The 22,990-nt window shown below is 59.9% G+C and carries 20 protein-coding genes and 2 tRNA genes; 14 read left to right on the forward strand and 8 right to left on the reverse strand.

Going from position 1 to position 22,990, the window contains the following annotated elements; genetic code table 11:
* The first annotated feature begins 225 nt into the window (after positions 1 to 225).
* From ACWKV4_RS08845 to ACWKV4_RS08855, 3 genes are all read left to right on the forward strand, one after another.
* Positions 226 to 1,584 (forward strand): OprD family porin, encoded by a 1,359-nt coding sequence (locus ACWKV4_RS08845; protein ID WP_483831696.1) that lies wholly within the window; start codon positions 226 to 228, stop codon positions 1,582 to 1,584.
* 117 nt (positions 1,585 to 1,701) lie between these two features.
* Positions 1,702 to 3,417, forward strand: coding sequence for a proline--tRNA ligase (locus ACWKV4_RS08850; protein ID WP_483831697.1), 1,716 nt, complete (start codon positions 1,702 to 1,704; stop codon positions 3,415 to 3,417).
* Between the two features lie 17 nt (positions 3,418 to 3,434).
* The gene (locus tag ACWKV4_RS08855; protein WP_483831698.1) at positions 3,435 to 4,373 is read left to right on the forward strand and encodes a hypothetical protein; all 939 of its coding nucleotides are present in this window, start codon (positions 3,435 to 3,437) and stop codon (positions 4,371 to 4,373) included.
* A gap of 122 nt (positions 4,374 to 4,495) precedes the next feature.
* Here ACWKV4_RS08855 and dinB read toward each other — a convergent pair whose 3' ends face one another.
* Entirely contained in the window at positions 4,496 to 5,560 is a 1,065-nt protein-coding gene (dinB, locus tag ACWKV4_RS08860; RefSeq protein ID WP_483831699.1) for a DNA polymerase IV, read from the reverse strand.
* A gap of 173 nt (positions 5,561 to 5,733) precedes the next feature.
* On the opposite strand from dinB, the gene ACWKV4_RS08865 reads away from it, so the two are divergent.
* From ACWKV4_RS08865 to ACWKV4_RS08880, 4 genes are all read left to right on the forward strand, one after another.
* Positions 5,734 to 5,810: transfer RNA gene (locus ACWKV4_RS08865), tRNA-Met, on the forward strand.
* Positions 5,811 to 5,970: 160 nt separating this feature from the next.
* Positions 5,971 to 6,047, forward strand: a tRNA-Met gene (locus ACWKV4_RS08870).
* A 228-nt stretch (positions 6,048 to 6,275) separates the two neighbouring features.
* Entirely contained in the window at positions 6,276 to 8,918 is a 2,643-nt protein-coding gene (mprF, locus tag ACWKV4_RS08875) for a bifunctional lysylphosphatidylglycerol flippase/synthetase MprF (protein ID WP_483831734.1), read from the forward strand.
* Entirely contained in the window at positions 8,918 to 10,189 is a 1,272-nt protein-coding gene (locus tag ACWKV4_RS08880) for a virulence factor family protein (RefSeq protein WP_483831700.1), read from the forward strand. Before mprF ends, ACWKV4_RS08880 begins: the two co-directional genes overlap by 1 nt.
* Positions 10,190 to 10,250: 61 nt before the next feature.
* On the opposite strand, the gene ACWKV4_RS08885 is transcribed toward ACWKV4_RS08880, so the two are convergent.
* Complete coding sequence (locus ACWKV4_RS08885) at positions 10,251 to 12,092, reverse strand: potassium transporter Kup (RefSeq protein WP_483831735.1); 1,842 nt, start codon at positions 12,090 to 12,092, stop codon at positions 10,251 to 10,253.
* Between the two features lie 294 nt (positions 12,093 to 12,386).
* On the opposite strand from ACWKV4_RS08885, the gene rimO reads away from it, so the two are divergent.
* From rimO to tsaA, 3 genes are all read left to right on the forward strand, one after another.
* Positions 12,387 to 13,721 carry a 30S ribosomal protein S12 methylthiotransferase RimO gene (gene rimO, locus ACWKV4_RS08890; RefSeq protein ID WP_483831701.1) on the forward strand — a complete coding sequence of 445 codons (1,335 nt, stop codon included), beginning with the start codon at positions 12,387 to 12,389 and terminating at the stop codon, positions 13,719 to 13,721.
* A gap of 108 nt (positions 13,722 to 13,829) precedes the next feature.
* Entirely contained in the window at positions 13,830 to 14,291 is a 462-nt protein-coding gene (locus tag ACWKV4_RS08895) for a YehS family protein (RefSeq protein WP_483831702.1), read from the forward strand.
* 1 nt (position 14,292) lies between these two features.
* Positions 14,293 to 14,988 carry a tRNA (N6-threonylcarbamoyladenosine(37)-N6)-methyltransferase TrmO gene (tsaA, locus tag ACWKV4_RS08900; protein ID WP_483831703.1) on the forward strand — a complete coding sequence of 232 codons (696 nt, stop codon included), beginning with the start codon at positions 14,293 to 14,295 and terminating at the stop codon, positions 14,986 to 14,988.
* Positions 14,989 to 15,039: 51 nt separating this feature from the next.
* Here tsaA and fpr read toward each other — a convergent pair whose 3' ends face one another.
* On the reverse strand, positions 15,040 to 15,819 hold the full coding sequence (fpr, locus tag ACWKV4_RS08905; protein WP_483831704.1) for a ferredoxin-NADP reductase: 780 nt from the start codon (positions 15,817 to 15,819) through the stop codon (positions 15,040 to 15,042).
* Between the two features lie 135 nt (positions 15,820 to 15,954).
* Here fpr and ACWKV4_RS08910 point away from each other — a divergent pair, with 135 nt between their 5' ends.
* Positions 15,955 to 16,881 (forward strand): LysR family transcriptional regulator, encoded by a 927-nt coding sequence (locus tag ACWKV4_RS08910; protein ID WP_483831705.1) that lies wholly within the window; start codon positions 15,955 to 15,957, stop codon positions 16,879 to 16,881.
* Here the strand turns inward: ACWKV4_RS08910 and ACWKV4_RS08915 are convergent.
* Positions 16,878 to 17,240, reverse strand: coding sequence for a diacylglycerol kinase (locus ACWKV4_RS08915; protein WP_483831706.1), 363 nt, complete (start codon positions 17,238 to 17,240; stop codon positions 16,878 to 16,880). The genes ACWKV4_RS08910 and ACWKV4_RS08915 overlap by 4 nt on opposite strands.
* A 72-nt stretch (positions 17,241 to 17,312) precedes the next feature.
* Positions 17,313 to 17,963 (reverse strand): response regulator transcription factor ErdR, encoded by a 651-nt coding sequence (gene erdR / locus ACWKV4_RS08920; protein ID WP_483831707.1) that lies wholly within the window; start codon positions 17,961 to 17,963, stop codon positions 17,313 to 17,315.
* 164 nt (positions 17,964 to 18,127) lie between these two features.
* Between erdR and ACWKV4_RS08925 the strand changes: the two genes are divergently transcribed.
* Positions 18,128 to 19,018 carry a DMT family transporter gene (locus ACWKV4_RS08925; RefSeq protein ID WP_483831708.1) on the forward strand — a complete coding sequence of 297 codons (891 nt, stop codon included), beginning with the start codon at positions 18,128 to 18,130 and terminating at the stop codon, positions 19,016 to 19,018.
* Here ACWKV4_RS08925 and ACWKV4_RS08930 read toward each other — a convergent pair.
* Positions 19,015 to 19,704, reverse strand: a complete 690-nt coding sequence (locus ACWKV4_RS08930; RefSeq protein WP_483831709.1) for a tRNA-uridine aminocarboxypropyltransferase — start codon at positions 19,702 to 19,704, stop codon at positions 19,015 to 19,017. The genes ACWKV4_RS08925 and ACWKV4_RS08930 overlap by 4 nt on opposite strands.
* A 158-nt stretch (positions 19,705 to 19,862) precedes the next feature.
* Here ACWKV4_RS08930 and ACWKV4_RS08935 point away from each other — a divergent pair, with 158 nt between their 5' ends.
* Both ACWKV4_RS08935 and ACWKV4_RS08940 read left to right on the forward strand, forming a co-directional pair.
* A complete protein-coding gene (locus tag ACWKV4_RS08935; protein WP_483831710.1) occupies positions 19,863 to 20,273 on the forward strand; it encodes a quorum-sensing-regulated virulence factor family protein in 411 nt (136 codons plus the stop codon).
* A gap of 85 nt (positions 20,274 to 20,358) precedes the next feature.
* Positions 20,359 to 21,423, forward strand: a complete 1,065-nt coding sequence (locus ACWKV4_RS08940) for an LOG family protein (RefSeq protein WP_483831711.1) — start codon at positions 20,359 to 20,361, stop codon at positions 21,421 to 21,423.
* Positions 21,424 to 21,444: 21 nt separating this feature from the next.
* Here ACWKV4_RS08940 and recX read toward each other — a convergent pair whose 3' ends face one another.
* Entirely contained in the window at positions 21,445 to 21,897 is a 453-nt protein-coding gene (gene recX / locus ACWKV4_RS08945; protein ID WP_483831712.1) for a recombination regulator RecX, read from the reverse strand.
* Between the two features lie 28 nt (positions 21,898 to 21,925).
* Entirely contained in the window at positions 21,926 to 22,984 is a 1,059-nt protein-coding gene (gene recA / locus ACWKV4_RS08950; RefSeq protein ID WP_483831713.1) for a recombinase RecA, read from the reverse strand.
* Between the last annotated feature and the right edge of the window lie 6 nt (positions 22,985 to 22,990).

Below are 22,990 nucleotides of genomic sequence, written 5' to 3' on the forward strand. Positions count from 1 at the left end.
TTTTTGCAGAAAGTGAAAATTTTGTGAGGCGAAGGGGCGTTTGTGCACAATTGTTGCTACCCCATTGCCAGTGAATGGCCTTGGGCACATGGCGTAGCCGCTGCCCGGCCTTAGTATTCCAGACTACCGTGGGCGTGACACAAGTCGCGCCTCAAGAAAAGAAAGAGCCGACCCACTAAAAACCAAGCGGTTGGCCATACTCTTAAACCAAAGGAGCAAGTCACTATGAAAGTGATGAAGTGGAGCGCAATCGCACTGGCAGTCACCGCGGCGGCGGCGTCGCAGCTGGCCATGGCTGAAGCCTTCGTCAGCGACCAGGCAGAGGCTAAAGGTTTTGTGGAAGACAGCACCTTGAATGTGTTGCTTCGTAACTACTACTTCCACCGTGACAACCGTAACGGCGGCAACGACCAGCGTGATTGGACTCAGGGCGTTCATGGGGTATACAGCTCTGGCTTCACTACGGGAACCATTGGGGTGGGCGTCGACGCCTTCGCCTACGGTGGCTTGCGCTTGTGGGGCCTGGATAAGTATGCCGGGTCTGGCAACCTGACTGTAGGTTCGGACGGGGATAACCACAGCAACTTCGGCAAAGCTGGCGCGGCTGTGAAATTTCGCGTTTCCAAAACCATGCTGAAAATTGGTGATCAACAACCTAGCACCAGCCCAGTGTTTGCTGTGGGCGGCAGCCGCTTGCTTCCGCAAACCGCCAGCGGCATTACGTTGATGAGCAGTGAAGTGAACGGGCTGGATCTCGAAGCTGGCCACTTCTACTCTGCCACCAGCCAGAACAGTGACGGCCGTGATGGCGAACTGTGGGCCAACTACGCTGGCGTCAGCGCCAAAAGCGCCGATTACCTGGGCGGCCGCTATGCCATCAACGACCAACTGAGCGTTGGCGTGTATGGCTCCAAACTCGAAGACATCTGGGACCAGTACTACGGCAACGTGAATTACGTACTGCCGTTGAACAACGACCAATCGCTGACTTTCGACGTGAACTACTACCGCACTACCGATGAAGGCAGCAGCAAGGCTGGCGACATCGACAACAACACCTACTCGCTGTCGGCAGCCTACGCCTTCTTGCCTGGCCAGACCCTGACCTTGTCCTTCCAGAAAGTGAATGGCGATACGCCCTTCGACTATATCGGCGTGGGTGACAACAACAAAGGCGGGGATTCCATCTTCCTTGCCAACTCCATCCAGTACTCCGACTTCAACGCACCTGGCGAGAAGTCCTGGAAGCTGCAGTACAACCTGAATATGGCATCCTACGGCGTGCCAGGCCTGAGCTTTATGGCCCGTTACGCTTATGGCTATGACATCGATGGCACCGGCACAGACATGTCGGGTGCATATGTCAGCCGGGATAAAAATAACAACATTACCGGCCCGCTCTACGGGGAGGACGGCAAACATCACGAAACCAACGTCGAGGCCAAATACGTGGTGCAGACTGGTCCTGTCAAAGACATGTCCTTCCGTATTCGTCAGGCTTGGCACACCGCCAATGCCGATGAGGGGGAAGGCGATCGCGCCGAGTTCCGCCTGATCGTCGATTACCCCATCTCGATCCTGTAATCGCCAAGCGGCTCGCACCGCTGTACAAGCCCGGCCCCGCGCCGGGCTTTTCATTGGCGGCGCTTGCTCCGTACAATGCCCAGCTACACACGAATTCAGCAACCGACACGGCCTACCATGCGCACCAGTCAATTCTTGCTCGCCACACTTAAAGAAACCCCGTCCGACGCGGTGGTCATCAGCCATCAGCTGATGCTGCGCGCGGGGATGATTCGCAAGCTCGCTTCCGGCCTGTACACCTGGCTGCCGATGGGCTTGCGCGTGATGCGCAAGGTCGAGGCCATCGTGCGCGAAGAGATGGACGCCGCCGGCGCCTTGGAAGTGCTGATGCCTGGCATTCAACCCGCCGAGCTGTGGCAGGAATCCGGCCGCTGGGAGCAGTACGGGCCCGAGCTGCTGCGCCTTAAAGACCGCCACAACCGTGAGTTCTGCGCGGGCCCCACGCACGAAGAGGTCATCACCGACATCGCGCGTAACGAGCTCAACAGCTACAAACAGTTGCCGCTGAACCTGTACCAGATCCAAACCAAATTCCGCGATGAAATCCGCCCACGCTTCGGCTTGATGCGTGGCCGCGAGTTCATCATGAAGGACGCCTACTCCTTCCATGCCGATCAAGCGTCCCTGCAACACACCTACGATCGCATGCACCAGGCGTACTGCAACATCTTCTCCCGCCTGGGCTTGAACTTCCGCCCTGTGGAAGCCGATAACGGCTCCATCGGCGGCGCGGGCTCCCATGAGTTCCACGTGCTGGCCTCCAGCGGCGAAGACGATATCGTCTTTAGCAACGCCTCGGATTACGCCGCCAACATTGAAAAAGCCGAAGCCTTGCCACGGGAAACCGCCCGGGGCGCTCCCACTGAGGAACTTCGCCTGGTCGACACCCCTGATACCAAGACCATCGCGGCCTTGGTGGAAGGTTTCGGCCTGCCTATCGAAAAAACCGTGAAAACCCTGGTGGTGCATGCCACCGAAGAAGGCAAACTGATGGCCTTGGTCGTGCGCGGCGACCACGAGCTCAATGAGATCAAGGCCGCTAATCACCCGCTGGTGGCTAGCCCACTGGTCATGGCCAGCGAAGCTGAATTGCGTGACGCCATTGGCGCTGGTGCCGGCTCCCTAGGCCCGCTGAACCTGGCCCTGCCCTGCGTGATCGACCGCTCGGTCGCGTTGATGAGCGATTTCGCCGTTGGCGCGAACATCGACGACAAGCATTACTTCGGTGTGAACTGGGAACGTGACTTGCCGCTGCCCGAGATCGCCGATCTCCGCAATGTAGTAGAAGGCGACCCTAGCCCAGACGGCAAAGGCACCTTGGAAATCAAGCGCGGTATCGAGGTGGGGCATATCTTCCAGCTCGGCACCAAGTACAGCGAAGCCATGAAAGCCCAGGTACTGGGCGAGAATGGCAAACCCGTGCCCTTGACCATGGGCTGCTACGGCATTGGCGTTTCCCGTGTGGTGGCGGCGGCCATTGAACAGAACCACGACGAGAACGGCATCATCTGGAGTAACACCCTGGCGCCTTTCCAAGTGGCGTTGGTACCGCTGCGCTATGAGACCGAACAGGTGCGTGAAGCCACTGACACGCTGTATCACCAATTGACCGCCGCTGGTTTCGACGTGCTGCTGGACGACCGCGACAAGAAAACCAGCCCTGGCAACAAGTTCGCGGACATGGAGCTGATTGGCATCCCGCACCGCATCGTGATCAGCGACCGCTCCCTGGCTGAAGGCAAGCTGGAGTACAAACAGCGTACCGAGCGCGACGCACAAAGCCTGGACGTCGCCGAGGTACTGCCTTTCCTTCGGGCACGCCTGGGCCGCTGATTAGCGAGTAAGCGTTCATGTCTACACGAAGTTTCTCGATGCTTGGAGGTGCCGCCTTGTGCGGCGCCTGCCTGCTTGCGGGCTGCGCCAACCAGATGTCTCAGCGCACCGAGCATGAGGCGCGCACCGTGCGCAAACCTATCGAACACCACCTGTCGATCGACGCGGGCGACCCGGTGATGGAGCAGCCTCAGCGTAGGGTGCGTGTCACCGAGCAGGCGACGTTCGAGGTCACCGACTTTGAAGTGAGCCGCCGCTACGACCGCTATACACCTTACCAACCTTGGCGCGAGTTGTATGAAGTGCCGTTGGGTGCGGTAGCGGTGGTCGCAGGGGTTGCAGCCAATGCCGTGAACCTCGTAGCACTGGGGCACCTCCCAGAAAACGTGACCCACGGCTGGCTCAACTATGGCTTTGCCGGGATAAACCCCTTTATGAACGCCCAATCCAACGGGCGCGCAGAGCAGAACCTGGCAGGCCTGGATGAAGTACAGAAAGACCAGCGCCGGGAAGTGATCACCGACCCTTGGTTCGAGAAACCCGTAGAGGTCACCGCAGGGGCAGAGGTGTATGCGCTGACCACCGACCGCAAGGGATACCTGCGGCTTAATTTGCTGGACGCGCCCTTTGCCGATCAAGACATGCAGCGGGTAAGCCGATTAGTGCTGGCGGTCAAAGATGAAGACGGCACCTCTCGCGCTGACGCCTCATTGCAGGTGCCCCTGGCACTGCGCACCAAGGTCGCCGAAGCCCACAAGCTGATTTATGAAGACCTGGAGGACGACGAGGTGGGGCAATGGGTCTATAGGGTCAAGCGCCTTGCCCAATTGGGCTTAGAGGATGAAGCCAATGAGTTGCAGCAAAGCCTGGTGGAGCTGACACGCAACGACCCGGAACTACAGCGCGACTTTATCAAGGCTCTTGCCAAGGATACAGGGCGCAAGGTCACGCCCTGAACACAGCGGATTGCCGGTCTGTAAGAGCCAGCAAAGCGGGAGAAACCGCTCAAGAGCATGGCTTTGCGGTGGATTTTCGCCAGCTTTGCTGGTTCCTAGAGAAACATCAGCCCCCAGGCAGGTTAGGCCTCGCCGAACAACTCCAGTTGGGTAAGGGCGCCGCGCACGTCGTGCAGCCGCACGCCGATGCCTAGCAGGCGTACCGGCTTGTTGCCACGGGCATAGGCCTGGCCCAGCAAACCACGGTAGCTGCCCAGGTCCCGCGCGGCATTGGCTTGCTCTAAGGTGGTTTGGGTGAAATCGTGGAATTTCACCTTCACGAAGGGCTTACCCAGGCGGTAGCTATCGTCCAGCCGCTCCAACCGCCCGGCGAGAGTATCCATCAGCTCAGGCAGCTTGGCCAGGCAGGCATCCAAGTCGGGCAGATCCTGGTCGTAAGTGTTCTCAACGCTGACCGACTGCCGACGGCTATCCACGTGTACAGGCCTGTCATCTATGCCTCTGGCCAGTTGATACAATCGCTCGCCAAAACCGCCAAACTCCCGAATCAGATTCAAGCGCGACCACTGCAACAGGTCCGAACAGTGTTCGATCCCCAGGCGCACTAGCTTTTCCGCAGTCACCTTCCCTACCCCATGCAGCTTGGCCACGGGCAAATGCGCGACGAAATCCTCGACCTGGTCAGGGGTTATAACGAAGAGGCCATTAGGTTTACGCCAGTCGCTGGCAATCTTGGCGAGAAACTTGTTTGGCGCTACCCCCGCCGACACCGTAATGTGCAGCCGCTTGGCAACGTCATTGCGAATGGCCTGGGCAATGCGGGTCGCACTGCCATGGAAATGTGGGGAATCGGTCACATCCAGGTAGGCTTCGTCCAATGACAGCGGCTCGATCAGCTCGGTGTACTGCTGGAAAACCGTATGGATTTCCTTGGACGCCTGCTTATAGGCATCAAAGCGAGGCCTGACGATAGTCAGATCTGGGCAGAGCTTCAGCGCATGCCGGGACGACATCGCCGAACGTACACCATAGGCGCGCGCTTCATAGTTGCAGGTAGCGATCACGCCTCGCCGGTCAGCAGAGCCCCCTACCGCCAGAGGCTTTCCCGCAAGCCTGGGGTCGTCGCGCATCTCGATGGCTGCATAAAAGCAGTCGCAGTCAATATGAAGGATCTTCCGCTGCGCCATGACCGATTGAAACCTATGGTGACAGGTGAATAAATATACAGTCTTTTTTTAAAATATACCCTGGCCAGAGGCCACGGCGCTGTGTTCTAAAAGCTAAACGGTTGACTGAAAAGCAATTTTTCATCGGAGCCCATTGACAGCCGCCACGTTTGGCGTAGAATCCACCCCACAGACGCGGGATGGAGCAGTCTGGTAGCTCGTCGGGCTCATAACCCGAAGGTCGTCGGTTCAAATCCGGCTCCCGCAACCAAACAGAGAAAGGCCACTTGAAAAAGTGGCCTTTTTTTGGCTTCGCGTTAAGTCCGCAGCTCAGCACACCCAGGCTTTAGTACTGGTAGACCAAAAGCAGATAGCTGAGGGAGATTCATGTTGACAGCGCGCCAAAGCTCCCTATAATGCGCAACCACAGACGCGGGATGGAGCAGTCTGGTAGCTCGTCGGGCTCATAACCCGAAGGTCGTCGGTTCAAATCCGGCTCCCGCAACCAAATAGAGAAAGGCCACTTGAAAAAGTGGCCTTTTTTTTGGCTTCACGGTCGAGCATGTGCCACCCTCTTAAACTGAGGTCGCTCGGTAAAGCCGGTCGGCCAGGGTAGGCCAAGCAGTTGCCCCATAGCGGGCAGGCACCTGGGCTTTCGCAAAAATTTCATTTTTGTAGGGATTGGTAAGTTGGCCAGATACCTCCATCCTGTCGCGCTCAATAGGCGAGGTCCTTGATGCGCCCAGAAATGTCTGAAGTAAACGACACCGTAGCTCCTCCACCCCCCCTGCCCCCCGCCCGCTTGCGCTGGCTGGAACTGCTCAGCAAATACCGCCAACCCTTAGGGATTGGCCTGACGCTGGTGATGTTCGCGATAGCCCTGATCGCCTGCCGGCGCATGCTGACCGATATGGACATCTACGCCCTTCACGACTCCGTTGCAGCCACGCCCACCGGCGCGCTTTGGGCGGCGTTGGGCTTTACCGCCTTGGGATTCATGGTGCTGCTGGGCTACGAATGGTCCGCCGCCCGTTATGCCGGAGCAACCCTGCCCTCGCGTAGCCTACTGATGGGAGGCTTTACTGCCTTCGCCATCGGTAACGCCGTAGGCCTATCGCTGCTGTCCGGCGGGTCAGTGCGCTACCGACTGTACTCCAGAGCGGGCGTGGGCCCTGCGGAAGTCGCGCGAATGACCCTGTTCGCTAGCCTTTCGCTGGGCTGTGCGCTGCCTCCCTTGGCCGCGTTAGCATGCCTGAGCGACCTTTCCGCCGCGTCCACGGCGCTAGGAATTTCCTCCACGGTACTGGCTGTGGTGGCCCTGGGCGTGCTGCTACTGGCAGCAGGCTTGGTTCTTGGCGTATACAAACGCCGCGCTCCGGCGCAGCCCTACCCTCATAACCTGATTGTGCGCACGGGGCGTAGCACCCTGCGCTTACCTTCGCTTCGGCTTTGTGGGCTACAACTGGTAATCACCGCGCTGGACGTGGCCGTGGCCGCGGCAGTGCTGTACAGCCTGTTGCCTGAGGCACCACCCTTCGGCGCGTTCCTGTTGGTGTACCTGCTGGCGCTGGCCGCGGGTGTACTCAGCCACGTGCCAGGTGGCGTAGGGGTATTCGAGGCCATCCTGCTGGCGGCCTTTGCCAACACCCTGGGCGCCGCGCCACTGGCGGCAGCCTTACTGCTGTACCGGCTGATCTATGTGATGTTGCCGTTTCTGCTGGCATGCCTGCTGCTATTGGCCACCGAGGCTCGCCGGCTGTTGTTTGCTCGCCAAGCCATCCGGGTGGCCTCTGGCCTGGCCGCGCCTATCTTAGCAGTGCTGGTGTTTTTGTCGGGCATGGTATTGCTGTTCTCCGGCGCTACGCCGGAAATCGATACCCGCCTTCGGCACATGGGTTTCTTGCTGCCCCATCGCCTGATCGATGCGTCCCACTTCGCCGCCAGCTTGATCGGCGTGCTGTGCCTGTTGCTGGCCCAAGGCTTGCGGCGTCGGCTCTCGGCGGCCTGGATGCTGACCATGGTGCTGTTGCTGGTGGGCGCCCTGCTTTCCCTGCTCAAGGGGTTCGACTGGGAAGAAGCCAGTATCCTTGCGCTCACCGCTAGCCTGTTGGCGGTCTTCCGGCGCTCGTTCTACCGGCCCAGCCGGCTGATGGAGCTGCCCTTCTCGCCCTTTTACCTGATGGCCGCGGCTTGCGTGGTCGGGGCATCGATCTGGCTGCTGTTCTTCGCCTACCAGGACGTTCCCTACAGCAACCGGCTGTGGTGGCAGTTCACCTTGGACGCGGATGCCCCCAGGGGCCTGCGCTCTGCCCTAGGTAGCGCGGTGTTGTTGATCATAGTGGCCCTGACCTGGCTGTTGCGCACCGCACGGCCAGTGATCCACTTGCCCACGCCAGATGAACTCCAACGCGCTCACCGCATTTTGATGGCGTCGCATCAGCCCGACGGGGGCCTGGCGCTTACAGGCGACAAGGCGTTGCTGTTCCACCCTGACGACAAGGCGTTCTTGATGTACGCCCGTCGTGGCCGCAGCCTGGTAGCCCTTTATGATCCTGTAGGGCCTACGCAACCCCGGGCCGAGATGATCTGGCAGTTCCGTGACCTGTGCGACTTCCATCATGCCCGCCCCGTGTTCTATCAGGTGCGTGCCGAGAACCTGCCGTTCTATATGGACATTGGCTTGACCGCCATCAAGCTGGGCGAAGAAGCGCGAGTCAACCTGCGCACTTTCGACCTGGAAGCCAAGGGCAAGGAAATGAAAGACCTGCGCTACACCTGGAACCGTGGTACGCGGGACGGGCTGAGCATGGAGATCTACGAGCCTGGCCAGGCGCCGCTGGATGAACTGAAAGTTATCTCCGATGCTTGGCTATCCGGTAAGAATGTACGAGAGAAAGGCTTCTCCCTGGGCCGCTTCAGCCCGGACTACCTCAAGCATTTCCGTATCGTGATCATTCACTTCCAGGGGCGCCCAGTGGCGTTCGCCAACCTGCTGGAGACCAACAGCCATGAGTTGGCCAGCCTGGATTTGATGCGCTCGCACCCAGAAGCGCCGAAACTCACCATGGAATTCATGATGGTAGGGCTGATTCAGCACTACAAACAACTGGGTTACGGTCGCTTCAGCCTGGGGATGGTGCCGCTCTCTGGGCTTCAGCCCCGCCGTGGCGCGCCACTGACCCAACGCCTGGGCTCGATGGTGTTTCGCCGGGGCGAGCAGCTTTACAACTTCCAAGGGCTTCGCCGGTTCAAGGACAAGTTCCAACCGGACTGGGAGCCCCGCTACATGGCTGTGCCCGCGGGCCTGGACCCGCTTGTGGCGCTGGCCGATACCGCTGCCTTGATTGCAGGCGGCCTGACTGGATTGGTGAAACGCTGATGATTCGACGTTACTGGCGCGCGGCGCTGATCGTGTTGTTGATCGTAGTAGCACTGGGTGCGGCGGGCTTTTGGTGGGCGACTCGGCCCATCCCTCCGGCCACCACCGAGCCTGTAAAGTTGAGCGATGGTAGTGCCGCGACCTTGGTCACCCCTGGGCAACGCGCCAAAGTGACCATGGCCGTGGCGGTACCGGTGGACCAACCGCTGAGTGACCGTCAACTTGCAGACCTGAGCCGCACGGGCGCCGCGCGTATTCTTCAGGTTGTGTTACCTAAAGAGGATTGCGTTGCCCAGCAAGGTGCGTTTGATGCAGCCCTCAAGCAATTGGGTAGTGCCCCAGATATAGTCGGTGGCATTGGCCCTGGGGCTTTCCTGGCCTGGCAATGGCTGGCTGGCCAGAGCAATGACAAAGCGCGGGCAGTGTCCGTGGACTTCGCCGTAGAGCAGCCCAACTGCAAGGCTGAGGTGCCTAAGAAAGCCGAGCATGGTAGTTGGTCCGTGGCCTGGAACGACTGGCCCGATGATGTAAGCGCAACCTTCGTACGTGGCCAGGCCAATGCCCAGAACAGTATCAGCGACTATGACGTAAAGCTGCCACAACTGCTAAAGGCGCAACTGACTCAGGCTGTGCTGGGTCAGGATCACAAGGGCCTGAAGATGCCGGTGGTGGAAGTCCCCGCCGCTGGGCATAACGACACCGTGACGCTGTTCCTGTCGGGCGACGGCGGCTGGCGCGATTTGGACAAAGTCGCGGCTGAAGAGATGGCCAAGTCCGGTTACCCGGTGGTGGGCATCGATACCTTGCGCTATTACTGGCAGCACAAGCCCCCAGAAGAAAGCGCCGAAGACCTGGTAGAGTTGATGCAATATTACCGGCAGAAATGGGGCGCCAAGCGCTTCGCGCTGGCTGGCTACTCCTTCGGTGCCGACGTGTTGCCTGCCATCTATAACCGCCTGCCCCCCGAAGACCAGGCACGAGTCGACAGCATGATACTGTTGGCCTTTGCCCGTAGCGGTAGCTTTGAAATCGCCGTAGAGGGTTGGTTGGGCCAGGAGGGCAAAGAAGCACCTACGGGCCCTGAGCTGGCCAAAGTGCCCGCGGCCAAGGTGTTCTGCGTGTACGGCGCCGAAGAAGCCAATGAAAGCGGTTGCACCGAGGCAACTAACCAGGGGGAGAAGTTGCAACTGCCCGGGGGGCACCACTTCGACGAAAACTATCCTGCCCTGGCGCAACGGTTGATCAAAGCGATCGATCAGCGCAAACACTGATTGGCAGAACAAACAAGGCCCGGGTATTCCCCGGGCCTTTTCTTTTGCGCTCGCCTGCCAGTTACATCTCTACCTGGGTCCCCAGCTCAATTACCCGGTTAAGCGGCAGCCTGAAGAAGCGCAGGTTGCCGTTGGCGTTCTTGAGCATGAAGGCAAACAGCCCTTCTCGCCAGCGGGCCATTCCTGGCAACCGCGAAGGGATCACGGTTTCTCGGCTTAAGAAGTAGGTGGTGCGCATGGGCGTGAAATCCAGGTCGTCCAACTGGCACAGCGCCAGTGCGCCAGGCACGTCCGGTTCATCCATAAAGCCGTAGTGCAGGATCACTCGATAGAAGCCCTCACCATAGGCTTCCACTTCTACTCGCCGCTGTGTCGGCACGCGGGGCGTGTCCTCGCTCAACACCGTCAGCAGTACGATCTGCTCGTGCAGTACCTGGTTGTGCAGCATGTTATGCAATAGCGCGTGGGGTACCGCATCTTGCCGCGCGGTAAGGAACACCGCCGTACCCTGGGCACGGAATGGCGGCTGCACACGGATGCTGCCAATGAAAATCGGCAAAGGCAGGCTGCTTTCGTCCAAACGGTCTACCAGCAACTGCTTACCGCGCTTCCAGGTGGTCATCAGAATGAACAACACCGCGCCGGCCAATACCGGGAAGGCACCACCCTGTACGATTTTCGGCACGTTGGCGGCAAAGAACAGCAAATCTACGATCAGGAAGCTCCCCAGCAAAGGAATGGCCAGCGCCAGAGGCCACTTCCACAGCCGAACGATCACCACCGACACCAGTACCGTGGTGCACAACATGGTACCGGTGACCGCCACGCCATAGGCCGACGCCAAGGCGCTAGACGATTCAAAGCCCAATACCAGCAAGATCACGCCAACCATCAGCGCCCAGTTCACAGCGCTAATGTAGATCTGCCCCTGTTCGCTGCTGGAGGTATGCTGGATGTGCATGCGAGGGATATACCCCAGCTGAATAGCCTGATGGGTGAGCGAGAACGCCCCGGAAATCACCGCCTGGGAGGCGATGACCGTGGCCAGGGTCGACAGCACTACCATCGGAATCAGTGCCCAGCCAGGTGCCAGCAGGAAAAACGGGTTGCGTGCGGCTTCCGGGTTGTCCAGCAGCAGGCCGCCCTGGCCAAAATAGTTAAGCACCAATGCGGGCAGGATCAGTGCGAACCATGCGCGGGCAATGGGCTTGCGGCCAAAATGGCCCATGTCCGCATACAAGGCTTCGGCGCCGGTCAGGGCCAGCACCACCGCGCCCAACACGGCCACGCTAATGCCAGGATGACTGGCAAAGAACCGCGCCATCCAGATGGGGTTGATGGCGTGAAGCACTTCCGGGTGGGCGGAAATGCCCAAGATGCCCAGGGCGGCCAATACCAGGAACCAGCACACCATGATAGGACCGAACAGTTTGCCGATGCTGGCGGTGCCGTGCTTTTGCAGGATGAACAAGCCGATCAAGATGACCAGGGCGATGGGAATCACCCACCGCTCTACTCCGTCGAACGCCAGCTCCAGACCTTCGACCGCCGACAGTACCGATACCGCTGGGGTAATCATGCTGTCGCCATAAAACAGGGCGGCGCCTACCAGGCCAAAGGCAACCAGCACTGAGCTAAGCCGGGGATGGCCTGCTACAGCGCGCCGGGCCAGCGACAGCAGCGCCATGGTGCCGCCTTCGCCCTGATTGTCGGCCCGCAGTACGAACAGCACGTATTTGATCGAGACCACCCAGATCAGCGCCCAGAAGATCAGGGACAGCACACCCAGTACTCCATCGTGGCTGACGGTGACCCCGTAGCCGCCGTTGAATACCTCTTTAAGGGTATATAAAGGGCTGGTGCCGATATCGCCGTAGACCACGCCGACCGCCGCCACCAGCATGCTCAGCGGCTTCGCGGCGGCGTGACCGCCCTCTGCCTCATTGCTTGCCTGAACCATGTACCTCTCCTGCTACCCTTTATGCCCGTACGAAACCGGTGGTGTGTGTTCTTTTATCTTGAGCCTAGCGTGGCACCCGCCGCGCGGGGGCGAAGCATAGCGCAGCGCTGGTCGTATTTCCCTGGTTTAACGCTGGCAATGGCGCGCGTGCATCGCTAGAATTGCGCACTTTTTGATCAGCCGCTTACTTATGCGGCGCTGGGCGACCCACGGCTTCGCCCCATACCGAGGTTAGTCATGTCTACTGTTACCGTGCCCGCCGTCCCAAAGGTCGGCTTCGTTTCCCTTGGCTGCCCCAAGGCTTTGGTGGATTCGGAACGGATTCTCACTCAACTGCGCATGGAGGGCTACGAAGTCGTTCCTACCTACCAGGATGCCGACGTTGTAGTGGTCAACACCTGCGGCTTTATTGACAGTGCCAAGGCCGAATCGCTCGAAGTAATTGGCGAAGCCATCGCTGAAAACGGTCGTGTGATCGTCACCGGCTGCATGGGCGTGGAAGAAAGCGCCATCCGCGACGTACACCCCAGCGTGCTGGCGGTGACCGGGCCGCAGCAGTACGAGCAAGTGGTCAATGCCGTGCACGAAGTGGTGCCGCCGCGCCAGGACCACAACCCGTTGATCGACCTGGTACCGCCACAGGGCATCAAGCTCACTCCGCGCCATTACGCGTACCTGAAAATATCCGAAGGCTGCAACCACAGCTGCAGCTTTTGTATCATCCCCTCCATGCGCGGCAAGCTGGTCAGCCGCCCCGTGGGTGACGTACTGGACGAAGCCCAGCGGCTGGTCAAGGCCGGCGTCAAAGAGCTGCTAGTGATCTCCCAGGACACCAGTGCCTATGGCGTGGACGTCAAATACCGCACCGGCTTCTGGAACGGCCAGCCGGTGAAAACCCGCATGACCGAGTTGTGCTCGGCCTTGAGCACCCTGGGGGTGTGGGTACGCCTGCATTACGTTTACCCCTACCCTCACGTGGACGAACTGATCCCCCTGATGGCCGCCGGGAAGATCCTTCCTTACCTGGACATCCCCTTCCAGCACGCCAGCCCCAAGGTACTCAAGGCCATGAGGCGCCCGGCCTTCGAAGACAAAACCCTGGCCCGCATCAAGAACTGGCGCGAGCTGTGCCCGGAACTGGTCATTCGCTCTACCTTTATCGTGGGCTTCCCCGGCGAAACCGAGGAGGACTTCCAATACCTGCTGGACTGGCTCAGCGAAGCCCAGCTGGACCGCGTGGGTTGCTTCCAGTACTCGCCTGTGGAAGGCGCGCCGGCCAATGCCCTGGCCGATTCGGTACCTGACGAGATCAAGCAAGACCGTTGGGACCGCTTTATGGCGCACCAGCAAGCGATCAGCGCCGCACGCCTGCAGGCTCGGGTAGGGCGTGAAATCGAAGTGTTGATCGATGAAGTGGACGAACAGGGCGCTATCGGCCGCTGCTTCTATGACGCGCCGGAAATCGACGGCAACGTGTATGTGGAAGCCGACCGCCCCTTGCGCCCTGGCGACAAAGTGATGTGTCGGGTAACCGAGGCGGACGAATACGACCTGTGGGCCACCGCGCTCTAACGCCCGCTGCGCTGCAATCGGTGCGCGCCCAAACGGCGCCACCTACTCACCAATGCCATGCCCCGGGCAGTTACACTCAGCCCCTTCGCCTCAAGGCCTGTACTGACGATGATCCATAACGATGTGCTGCGCAGCGTGCGCTACCTGCTCAATGTGAGCGACGGCAAACTGGTCGACATCATCCGCCTCGGCGGCCTGGATGTGCCCTTGGATGCCCTGCGCACCTACCTCAAGAAGGAGGAAGAAGCCGGTTTCGCCCGCTGCCCAGACGCCGTGATGGGGCATTTCCTCGATGGGCTGGTCATTGAGCGCCGAGGCCGGGACGACACCCGCCCACCCCTGCCCCTCCAACTGCCGGTGACCAACAACGACATCCTTAAAAAGCTGCGGGTCGCCTTCGAGTTGCGCGAAGACGATATTCGGCAGATTCTGCAAACCGCGGACTTTCCAGTCTCAAAACCTGAGTTAAGCGCGCTCTTCCGCAAGGCAGGCCACGATAACTACCGCCCCTGCGGCGACCAGCTGTTGCGCAACTTCCTCAAGGGCCTTACCGCCCGGCTGCGCCCTTAGCATGACCTACAGCGTGTCACCCGTCGGCTACCTTCGCTCCTGCTTCAAAGAGAAGTTTGCGATTCCCCGACAGCCCGCCTTGGCTAGCGCGGCTCGGGGCTGCCTGGAATTGCTCCCGCCCTACGATCGCCCCGAGGCGGTGCAGGGGCTTGAAGGGGTAAGCCATGTGTGGCTGCTGTTTATGTTCCATCAAGCACTGCAAGCGCAGCCGCGCCTGAAGGTTCGCCCGCCCCGGTTAGGGGGTAACCGCAGTGTAGGGGTATTCGCTACGCGTTCTACCCACCGCCCCAACGGCATTGGCCAGTCCGTGGTGCGGTTAGACCGGGTAGAGCCGGGCAAGCTATGGCTGTCTGGCATCGACCTGCTCGACGGCACACCCGTCATCGACATCAAGCCCTATGTACCTTATGCCGACCAGGTAACTGGCGCCGTCAATGCGCTGGCCAATACGCCCCCCACGTGCATCGCCGTGGGCTGGAGCCAACAGGCGCTGGAGCAGGCGCAGGCTCACGAGGCGCGCTTGGGTGAGCCACTGGTTCAGCTGATTGAACAGTGCCTGGCCCAAGACCCACGCCCTGCTTACCAGCTGCCAGCCCCCGAGCGGCACTACGGGGTCAAGCTCTGGGACGTAGAAGTGCGCTGGCACTACCCGGTAGGGGATCGCATCCAGGTGCTAGACGTTATTCCCCTAGTATGAAAAAGCCGCCCGGCCTATGAGGCGGGGCGGCTTGCGAGGCGCAACCTCGGGTTACTTCTCGACGAACGCGCGCTCGATCAGGTAATCACCCGGCTCACGCATGCGCGGCGAAACAGTCAGGCCGAAGCTGTCAAGCACTTCGCTGGTTTCATCGAGCATGCTCGGGCTGCCGCACAACATGGCGCGGTCGTCCTGGGGGTTGATCGGTGGCAGGCCGATGTCGGCGAACAACTTCCCGCTGCGCATCAGGTCGGTCAAGCGGCCTTCGTTCTCGAAAGGCTCACGGGTCACGGTGGGGTAGTAGATCAGCTTATCGCGCACCGCTTCGCCGAAGAATTCATTCTGCGGCAGGTGTTCGGTGATGAACTCGCGGTACGCCACTTCGTTCACGTAGCGCACGCCGTGGCACAGGATGACTTTCTCGAAACGCTCGTAGGTTTCAGGGTCTTGGATGACGCTCATGAACGGCGCCAGGCCCGTGCCGGTGCTTAGCAGGTACAAGTGCTTACCGGGCTTGAGGTCATCGAGCACCAAGGTGCCGGTGGGCTTTTTACTGATGATGATCTCGTCGCCTTCCTTCAGGTGCTGCAACTGCGAAGTCAGCGGGCCGTCTGGCACCTTGATGCTGAAGAACTCCAGATGCTCTTCCCAGTTGGGGCTGGCGATGGAGTAGGCACGCATCAGCGGGCGGCCATTGGGCTGTTGCAGGCCGATCATTACGAATTGGCCATTTTCGAAGCGCAAGCCTGGGTCTCGGCTGCACTTGAAGCTGAACAGGGTATCGTTCCAATGATGAACACTGAGCACCCGCTCGTGGTTGAAATTGCTCATTAACGAAAAGCTCCTGAAAACTCGGTACCCTGCCTGGCAGGTGCCGACGCCGCGGCATGATTGCGCCATAGTCTAAATGCAGCGACAATATCTGTTAAATGAATTATCAAGATATACCTAATCGGTTATATAGATATGCGATTTACTTTACGACAACTGCAAGTGTTTGTCGCCGTGGCTCAGCAACAAAGCGTGTCAAAGGCGGCCGCGCAATTGGCGCTGTCTCAATCTGCCGCCAGTACCTCGATCACGGAGCTGGAGCGGCAATCGAGTTGCCAGCTCTTCGACCGTGCGGGCAAGCGCCTAAGCCTTAATGCCCTGGGTCATCAGCTGTTGCCCAAGGCCGTAGCGTTATTGGATCAGGCCAAGGAAATCGAAGACCTGCTCAATGGCAAGTCAGGCTTTGGCTCATTGGCCGTAGGCGCCACCCTGACCATCGGCAATTACCTGGCCACCTTGCTGATTGGCAGCTTTATGCAGCGCCATCCGGAGAGCCAGGTAAAGCTGCACGTGCATAACACCGCGCATATCGTGCAACAGGTGGCCCAACATGAACTGGACCTGGGGTTGATCGAGGGCGACTGTCATCATGGGGATATCGCCGTTCAGTCTTGGGTGGAAGACGAACTGGCGGTGTTCTGCTCACCTTCCCACCCCCTGGCCGCCCGCGGGCAGGCCAGCCTTGATGAGCTGATCGGCGAAGCCTGGATATTGCGCGAGCAGGGCTCCGGTACCCGCCTCACCTTCGACCAGGCCATGCGGCACCATCGCTCTACCCTCAATGTAAGGCTGGAGCTTGAACATACCGAAGCGATCAAGCGCGCGGTGGAGTCTGGCCTGGGCATTGGCTGCGTGTCGCGTTTGGCGTTGCGCGACGCCTTCCGCCGCGGCAGTTTGGTGTATATCGCTACGCCGGAACTGGACCTGGCCCGGCAGTTTTTCTTTATTTGGCACAAGCAGAAATACCAAACCTGCGCCATGCGGGAATTTCTGGAGCTATGCCGCGCCTTTACCGCAGGGGTGCGGCGTAGTGATGAGATAGTGCTAAGCCCAGTGGCCTAGATCAGCACCACCGCCCACACCATAACGATCAGCGTCAGCGCCACGAATTGCGCCGCGCTGCCCATGTCCTTGGCATTTTTCGACAGCGGGTGGCGCTCCAGCGAAATGCGGTCCACCGTGGCCTCGATGGCGGAGTTGAGCAGCTCGACGATCAGCGCCACCAGGCAGGCCATGATCAACAGGGCCCGCTCCACCCGGCTGACCTGCAGCATAAAACTCAAGGGAATCAGCACCGCGTTGAGCAGCACCAACTGGCGGAACGCGGCCTCGCCGATAAATGCGGCGCGCAGGCCATCGAGAGAATAACCGGTGGCATTGACGATGCGCTTGAGGCCACGGTGGCCTTTGAAAGGTGACATGGAACGGGCCCTGAGTATGCGGTGGTGCACATTACCCGATCAGCTTGCCGGATGCAGCCAGCCGATAACGTTCTAGGCTCCCGGAATCGAAGCCAATTGTTGCAACAGCAAGGCGGCCTGGGTACGGGTGCGCACCCCGAGCTTGCGGAAAATAGCGGTCACATGAGCCTTGACCGTTGCCTCCGACACGTTGAGTTCGAAGGCGATCTGCTTGTTCAGCAAGCCCTCACATACCATGGTCAGTACCCTGAACTGCTGCGGGGTGAGGCTTGCCAGCCCTTCCCCCGCGGCTCGGGCCTGAGGGCTGACCTGCGCGGCTTCCAAGGCAATCGGTGGCCACCAGTCATCGCCATCCAATACGGCCTGAACGGCACTTTGGATGATTTCCAGCGAACTGGATTTAGGAATGAAACCCGAGGCCCCAAACTCTCGTGCCCGGGCTATCACGGCGGGCTCATCCTGGGCTGACACCATCACCACAGGTACGTGGGGATACTGCCCGCGCAGCAATACCAGGCCGGAGAACCCATAGGCCCCCGGCATGTTCAGATCCAGCAAGACCAGATCCCAATCCTGCTTGTGGGCCAATTGGGATTCCAGCTCAGCGATGCTCTCGGCCTCGGCCAAGGCTACCGAAGGGCCCAGCCCCAGCGTCAATGCCTGGCGCAACGCGCTGCGGAAGAGCGGGTGATCATCCGCGATCAAGATAGGGTGGCTGGGCATCAGCTGCAAAATCCTTTGTATGCGAGCGAAGCTCGGTGATTTGGCGCCAGCGTCGGCATGACCGTCACCGCTGAACCGGCGCCAAGCATGCCGAGCGTAGCCTAGGGTGGTCAAGTTGAGCGCATTCGGGCACAGTCTGAGCCCTTTTGTTCAAGGAGCGAACCATGCACCGCCAAGCCTTGCGCGCCGACCTGCTGATGCTGCTTACCGCACTGATCTGGGGGTCGGGTTTTGTCGCGCAGACCACCGGCATGAACCATATAGGGCCATTTCTGTATTCCGGCCTGCGCTTTTCCCTTGGCGCTGTTTGCCTGATCCCCCTGCTGTACTGGCGGCAACGGCGGCAACCACAACCAGCAGGCTTTGCTTGTGGCCAATGGAAGGCGGGCGCGGCCATGGGCCTGGCATTGGCGGTGGGCATCAACCTGCAGCAGTTCGGTTTACAGTTCACTACCGTGACCAATGCAGGCTTTATCACGGGCCTGTATGTGATCGTGGTGCCTGTGGTTGGCCTGTTGCTTGGCCATGCCACCGGTGCCGGTACCTGGGTGGGTGCCTGTCTGGCGGTGGTGGGCATGTACCTGCTGAGCGTCAATGAGCGTTTCGAAGTAGCCCCAGGGGACTGGCTGCAACTGGCGGGGGCCTTCGTGTGGGCAGGGCATGTATTGCTGGTGGGGTATTTCGCCAGCCGTTATGACGTGATCCGATTAGCGTTTATCCAGTTCGTGGTTTGCGGGCTGGCTAGCCTGGCGCTAGCCGTAGTGTTCGAGCCACTGGTGGGCAGCGCGATCATGGCCGCCCTACCTGCCGTTGCCTACGGTGGCATGGTGGCCGCTGCCTTGGGTTATACCTTGCAGGTGATCGCCCAGCGCCACGCGATTACCTCCCACGCCGCGGTCATCTTCTCCCTTGAGGCGGTATTTGCGGCGCTGGCGGCGACCCTGTTCCTGGGCGAGGTGCTAACGCCCCGAGGCTACCTGGGATGCGGTGTGATGCTGGCCGGTATGTTGGTTGCACAGCTATGGCGTACCAAGGCACCCGCCACCGTGGCTTAAGGCGTGCCTACCTCGGGGGCTGGCAATCCACGCTTGGCGGCCAAGTAGTGGGCGCTGAAGGTATCCAGCCAGGCATCCACGGCATCGGCTGCCTCGGCCTCCCCCGCCAGAGCCAGGCACATGGCGGCGACTTGCGCGGTACAGAAGTGATCTTCACGGCGAGAACGGCGTAGGCGATAGCGAGAGATCTCCTCGGGTGCCAGGCTCAATACCGGGAAGCGGTCCAGGTAGGGGCTTTTGCGGAACATCTTCCGCGCTTCGGTCCAAGTGGCGTCCAGCAGAATGAACAGTGGCCGCCTGCCCGCTGGCAGCGTTACCTGGCTGACTACGCGGCTGGCGGGCTCTACGAATTCCCCAGGGAAAACCACCCACGGTTGGAAGCGCTCATCGGCCAACAGCGCAAGCAACCCAGGATCGACATGGGTACGCTGCCAACCGAATGCATAGGTTTCAGGCACTACATCGGCGATCAGCCAGCCGGTGTTGGTGGGTTTGAGGGCTTCTACATCGTGCATCAGCAGACACACCGCCGCCTCGCTGGTTACCTGCGGCTGGTGAGCGCACAGGCAGTGGCTGGGCTTTACTCGACAGCGTGGGCAACGTGGGCACTTTGATCCCCGTGCAATAAACGGCCGGGTACTACGCGCCAGGCGCTCGGCACGCAGGCGGAAAACAGCATGGGACATGTGACAGCCTGCTTGTAACAAAGCGCCATTCTACCACCGGCCATCACGGTCAGGCAGCGCACCTGAGGTATATACTCCACGGCCATGCCCGGAACACCCGTGGGCGAGCTCGGTCCAACGGACTCGCGCCCTGGGCGCCATTTGATCGAGGAGGTTTCATGCCACGCTTTACCCTTGCTGTTTCCCTGCTGCTGGCCTTGCCCATGGGCATCGCCCAGGCGGCTTCGCTGAAGGAACTGGAGCTGAACAAGACCCTGAATCAGGTAGCGAAAGAGAGCAGCGTGGGCACGCCTCGGGCCATTAACGAGGACATTCTCGACGAGGGCTATACGGTCAAGGGCAATGAGTTGATCAACCATCTCGCGGTGCGCCCCAACTACGCCGAGCAAATGCGTAGCGACCCCAACACGGTTTACCTTCAGCTGGGCGCCAGCGTGTGCCGTAATGAAGGCTATCGTAAACTGATGGCGCGTGGCGCGACCATGCGCTATGACTTTGCCGAAATCAAAACCAAAAAACCTGTAGCCACCCAACGCTACACCGCAGCCGATTGCGGCATGAAGCCCTGATCGCACGCCGCCCGGCCGGCTCGCTGCCTTAGCGCCGCTTGGGCCTCCCCTGCGGCCTTCTTGCTGATGCCCATGGAGAGGTTGCATGCCTTACCTGCCTAACGAGTCACTGGCCCTACACTTCAGCGAAGACAGTTCCGTGTTCAACGCTGTAGACACGCTACTTGCTCGGCTAGCGCCTGATAGCCCGAACACTGCAATGTACCGGGACATGCTGCTGACCGTCTTGCGTATGGCGCAAGAGGATCGCAACCGTTGGAACACCAAGATCACCTTGCAAACCTTACGCGAACTTGATCACGCGTTCCGTGTGCTGGAAACCCACCGGGGGCGGCGCAAGGTAACGGTCTTTGGTTCGGCTCGCACGCCTCGAGAGCACCCTGTGTATGCACTGGCACAGCGCTTGGGTGAAGCACTGGCTCAAGCCGACCTTATGGTAATCACCGGTGCCGGAGGTGGGATCATGGCCGCCGCTCATGAAGGCGCGGGCCGGGACCATAGCCTTGGTTTCAACATTCGGCTGCCCTTCGAGCAACATGCCAATGCCACGGTAGAAGGCACCGATCGGCTGCTGCCGTTTCACTTCTTCTTCGTTCGCAAACTGTTTTTCGTCAAGGAAGCCGATGCCTTGGTGCTGTGCCCAGGCGGCTTCGGCACCCTGGACGAGGCCTTGGAAGTACTCACGCTGATTCAGACAGGCAAAAGCCCACTGGTACCCGTGGTATTGCTGGACGCTCCGGGTGGTACCTTCTGGCAAGAGGCCCTGGCGTTCATCAGCAATCAGCTCGAAGCCAATCACTACATTCTACCCAGCGACCTGAAGTTGATGCGACTGGTGTATGACGCAGACCAGGCGGTTGACGAAATTCAGCGGTTTTACGCTAACTTTCATTCCACTCGCTGGCTCAACAACGTGTTTATCATACGCATGCGTCATGCGTTGAACCCCGCCGCGCTGGCCGATATTCAAGTAACGTTCGCAGACTTGAACCTGGGCGGCGTATTCGAGCAGCATGGGCCAGCGGCTGAGCATGCAGAAGAGCCCGACCTGTTACATCTGACGCGTTTGGCCTTTGCGTTCAGCGGGCGTAACCAAGGGCGGCTTAGGGAATTGGTGGACTTTATCAACGAACCCAAGCATTGGGCTTAAGAGCGTACACTGCCAGCGGCCCTATTCGCGGCCGCTGAGTAGACGCCCTATAAGGTCCATGGGGTAGCCACGGTAGAGGAGAAAGCGTGTTTGACGGGCACGCTCTTTTGGGTCCATGGGAAGCTCACCCGTGAACTTGCGCTCCCAGGTTTCACGCAACAGTACGGCCCAGTCATAGCCACAGGTGCGTAAGGCTTGGTCTACATCCGAGCGGACCAAGCCCCGTTGCGTCAGCTCTTCCCGAATACGGGCCGGCCCATAGCCGGAACGCGCGCGGTGGTGGATAAAGCTTTCCAAGTACCTAGCTTCGGAAAGCAGCCCTTGCTCAGCCAGGCGATCAAGCGCCGTGGCGATAAGCTCAGGTGTTGCCCCCCTTTGCCGGAGTTTGCGTTCAAGCTCCACTCGGCCGTGTTCGCGACGGGCCAACAGGTCCATTGCGACACGGCGCACAGCGACCGCTGTATCTAAAATCATCGCCGCTGTGCTCGCGCTCGTCGCCCTGTCAGAGGTCGCTTTCCACGTCCGCTACTTCATCAGCGGCTACCGCGCCTTTCTTGGGCTCAGGGGTTGCACCGCTGTTGAGCAGCTTGTCGCGAATCTGCTTCTCCAGCGCGGCCTTCACCTCAGGGTTTTCCTCAAGGTATTTGGCAGCGTTCGCCTTGCCCTGGCCAATCTTGTTACCTTGGTAGGCATACCAAGCGCCTGATTTGTCTATAAAGCCATTGGCCACGCCCAGGTCAACGATCTCACCATTCAGGTAGATGCCCTTGCCGTACAGGATTTGGAATTCGGCCTGGCGGAATGGTGGCGATACCTTGTTCTTGACGACTTTGACACGGGTTTCGCTACCGACGATATCGTCGCCTTCCTTGACCGAACCAGTACGGCGGATGTCCAGACGAACCGATGCGTAGAACTTCAGCGCGTTACCACCGGTGGTGGTTTCCGGGCTGCCAAACATCACACCGATCTTCATCCGGATCTGGTTGATGAAGATTACAAGGCAGTTGGCGGTCTTGATGTTACCGGTGATCTTACGCAGCGCCTGGGACATCAAGCGGGCTTGCAGGCCTACATGCATGTCACCCATTTCACCTTCGATTTCCGCCTTAGGCACCAGGGCCGCCACGGAGTCGACGATAATCACATCCACGGCATTGGAGCGCACCAGCATGTCGGTGATTTCCAGCGCCTGTTCACCGGTGTCCGGCTGGGAGACCAGCAGATCGTCCACGTTCACGCCCAGCTTGCCAGCGTACTCAGGGTCGAGCGCGTGTTCGGCGTCCACGAAGGCGCAGGTTGCACCCGCACGTTGAGCCTGGGCAATGACCGACAGGGTAAGGGTGGTTTTACCGGAGGATTCCGGACCGTAGATTTCTACGATCCGGCCCTTGGGCAGGCCGCCAATGCCCAAGGCAATGTCTAGCCCCAGGGAACCGGTGGAAATGGCAGGGATAGCCGAGCGCTCATGGTCGCCCATGCGCATAACGGCACCCTTGCCGAATTGACGTTCGATTTGACCCAAGGCCGCAGCCAAGGCACGCTTTTTGTTGTCGTCCATTGAATT

This window comes from Pseudomonas artemisiae (assembly GCF_057128685.1).